Consider the following 3,132-nt stretch of genomic DNA (forward strand, 5'->3'; position numbering starts at 1 on the left):
CTGCTGGACGGCTCGCGTGTCGTGCAGTTCGCGCCCTTCAACTCGCTCAGGCTGTGCCGAACGATCAGCGGTGCGCTGCAGGTGTTCGACCATGCATTCACTGATTTGGTCGCCGCGCCGGCACGCAGCGACGACGCTTCGGCGGTGGTGCTGCTGGCCCGCGAGGACCTTCCGCCGGGCACGCAACCCCGCGACGTCGATCCGTCACGGCCCACTGCGCTCTATCAGCTCGATGGGCTGCGACCGGTCGAGGTCGTGCCGGTAGGCGACGCCGCGATCGACGCCGCCCGCCGGGATGTGGCGGTCTTGATGGCCGGCGAGCTCGTCGGCGGTATGCAGGCGGTGCTGAGCGCAACCATCGACTACGTGCGGGAGCGCCATCAGTTCGGCCGCAGCATCGGCAGTTTCCAGGCGGTCAAGCATCGCCTGGCCGACATGTACGTCACGGTGGAAAGAGCCCGCGCCGCAGTGCAGTTCGCGGCGATCAACTGTGACTGCGGTTTGGACAGCGCAGCAGCCGACGTCGCGGCGGCCGCCCGCTGGGTGGCCCGCTCGGCAATCGACTTGTTCGACAACGCAATCCACCTGCACGGCGCCATCGGATATTCCTGGGAGGTCGGCATCCATCTGCATCTGCGGCGCGCACTGGTGACCCGCGAAGTACTCAAGCGCCTGGATGCGCTGTCGTGAACCCGGATTTCCGCGCCCGGCTGGCCGCATTCCTGCGGGCACATGATCCAGGGCCGCCGCCCAAGGACCCCGCCGGGCGACTGGCATATCAGCGCGCCTGGGCGGGCTTGCTGGTTGACGAGGGCTTTGCGGCGCCGTCGTGGCCCAAGCGCTGGGGCGGCATGGAGCTGTCGCTGCACGACCAGGTCATCTACCACGAGGAGTTCGCCAAAGTGCGCCGCCCGGCGCATCCGGGGCCGGGAATATTCGTGGTGGGCCCGACGATCATCAAACACGGCACCGACGAGCAAGCGCCACCGCTTCCTGCGGCCCGGGTTGCGCGGCGAGATCATTTGGGCCCAAGGCTTTTCTGAACCCGAAGCGGGTTCGGACCTGCCCGCGTTGCGTACCCGCGCGAAGCGGGTGGGCGATCAGTACGTGGTGTCCGGCCACAAGATGTGGACCACGAACGCGCGACACGCTGATTGGATGTTCGCACTGGTACGCACCGGGACACCCGAGTCGCGCCAACACGGAATCTCCTATCTGCTCATCGATTTGTCCTGCGTGGGCGTCACCGTGCGACCGCTGCGCGACATGACCGGCGGCTCGTCGTTCTGCGAGATCTTCCTCGACGACGTGCAGGTGCCGGTGCGCAACCTCGTCGGCGCCGAAAACGAGGGCTGGGCCATCGCTCGCACCAGCCTCGGTCATGAACGTTCGACGGCCGGTGTCGCCCAGGCGATGCGGTACCGCCGCATCGTCGACGAACTGCACCAGTTGGCGCGAGACTGCGGCCGCAACACCGATCCGGCGATGCGTCAGCGACTTGCCGGGATCGAAGTGGAGGTACGGCTGATCACGCTCAACAACATGCGCACCCTGGCGAGCGTGCTCGACGGCAACGAACCCGGTCCGGTGTCCTCGATCGGCAGGCTGATGCTGGCGGAGTTCGAGAAACGCCTGCATGAGCTCGCCATCGACATCATCGGCGCGGCGTCGATGCTCGATCCGGCAGACCGCCACTCGATCCAGAAAGGCCGCTGGGTGCGCGGCTTTTTGACCACGCGCGCCTCGACAATCGGCGCGGGAACCGCCGAAATCCAACGCAACACCATCGCCGAACAAGTCCTCGGGCTACCCCGAGACCCATCGTTGGCCGACATGAGGAGCCCGACATGACCCAAACCTTCGAGGCGGCAACGGCCGCCACCATCGACGAAGAGGATCTCCGCAAAGACCGCGCGGCGGTCGGTGTCCTGGCGGCATCACGCAACCAGGAGCTGATCTCCACGGCAACACCGGAGGCCATGCGCAACTTCGCCAACGGATATGGCGACGACAACCCCCTCTACACCGACCCCGGCTATGGGCCAAGCACGCGGTGGGGCACCCAGATCGCGCCGCAGATCATGGCCGCCGTGCTCAACGCGCCGCTGCGCGGGGACAAGCTGCCTAAAGAGTTGCGCGGCGGTAGCTACCGCGGGATCCACGCGTTCGTCTCCGGCGGTAGCTGGGAATGGTTTCGGCCCATCTATCCCGGCGACACGCTCTACAGCTTCTCGGGCCTGGAATCGGTGGAGGTAAAGCCGTCACAGTTCGCGGGCAAGTCGGTGATCCGCGTGCTGCGCGACGTCAAGGTCAACCAACGCGGGGAAGTCGTCGGGGTCTACCGCACCCTGGTGATCTACACCGAACGCAAAAAGGCACGCGACAAAGGCAAATACGCCTCGATCGCCGAGCCGGCCTACACCGCCGCCGATATCGCCGCACTCGACGAGATCTATGCGGCCGAGAAGGTGCGCGGCGCGCAGCCACGTTATTTCGAAGACGTCAACATCGGTGACGAGTTGGGGCAGATGGTTAAAGGCCCGCTGACGACGACCGACATGATCGTCTTTCACGCCGGCGGATATGGCTTCGTGCCGTACGGGTTGAAAACCGGTCGGCTGGCCTGGAAAAACCGGCAGCGCATCCCGGCGTTTTACATCAACAACGAATACGGTGTGCCCGACGTGGCTCAGCGGGTGCACTGGGACTCCGAGTGGGCCAAGGCGATCGGCAACCCACGCGCCTATGACTACGGGGTTTTGCGTGAATGCTGGATTCACCACTTCGTCACCGACTGGATGGGCGACGACGGCTTCATCATCCGCCAGCATGACGAGATCCGAAAGTTCAACTACCACGGCGATATCCAGTACCTCACCGGCAGGGTTGAGGGTAAACGAGAGGAAGACGGCATGACGCTGGTCGACGTCGCCGTCGAGGTGCACAACCAGCGCGGTGAGACCACGGCGCTGGCCGATGCGACCGTGTCGCTGCCCAGCCGCCGGCACGGCCCGGCCATGCTGCCCGAGCCGCCGCGCGAACTGCAGCGCGACGCGATCAGGATGTTTCAGCGGCACGCAGAGCTGTCGAAAGGCACGGCACATGGCTGAACCTGGCGTGCACTGCCATCTC

General features: G+C 65.6%; 4 protein-coding genes. All 4 read left to right on the forward strand.

All coding sequences use genetic code 11. From position 1 onward, the window contains the following. The coding region (locus ACFE99_RS24350) for an acyl-CoA dehydrogenase family protein (protein ID WP_375489342.1) at window positions 1-690 on the forward strand (690 nt) is incomplete at its 5' end. Further along, window positions 687-1,043 (forward strand): acyl-CoA dehydrogenase family protein, encoded by a 357-nt coding sequence (locus ACFE99_RS24355; RefSeq protein WP_375489344.1) that lies wholly within the window; start codon window positions 687-689, stop codon window positions 1,041-1,043. The genes ACFE99_RS24350 and ACFE99_RS24355, both read left to right, overlap by 4 nt. Before the next feature lie 28 nt (window positions 1,044-1,071). After that, the gene (locus tag ACFE99_RS24360) at window positions 1,072-1,851 is read left to right on the forward strand and encodes an acyl-CoA dehydrogenase family protein (protein WP_375489346.1); all 780 of its coding nucleotides are present in this window, start codon (window positions 1,072-1,074) and stop codon (window positions 1,849-1,851) included. Further along, window positions 1,848-3,110 (forward strand): MaoC family dehydratase N-terminal domain-containing protein, encoded by a 1,263-nt coding sequence (locus tag ACFE99_RS24365; RefSeq protein ID WP_375489348.1) that lies wholly within the window; start codon window positions 1,848-1,850, stop codon window positions 3,108-3,110. The genes ACFE99_RS24360 and ACFE99_RS24365 overlap by 4 nt, the downstream gene beginning before the upstream one ends. Window positions 3,111-3,132 lie beyond the last annotated feature (22 nt).

The organism is uncultured Mycobacterium sp. (genome assembly GCF_964249325.1).
Taxonomy (GTDB): domain Bacteria; phylum Actinomycetota; class Actinomycetes; order Mycobacteriales; family Mycobacteriaceae; genus Mycobacterium.

Excerpts from the sequence above, each read along its gene's own strand:
- ACFE99_RS24365 (WP_375489348.1), top strand. The coding sequence starts at position 1,848 with ATGACCCAAACCTTCGAGGCGGCAACGGCCGCCACCATCGACGAAGAG.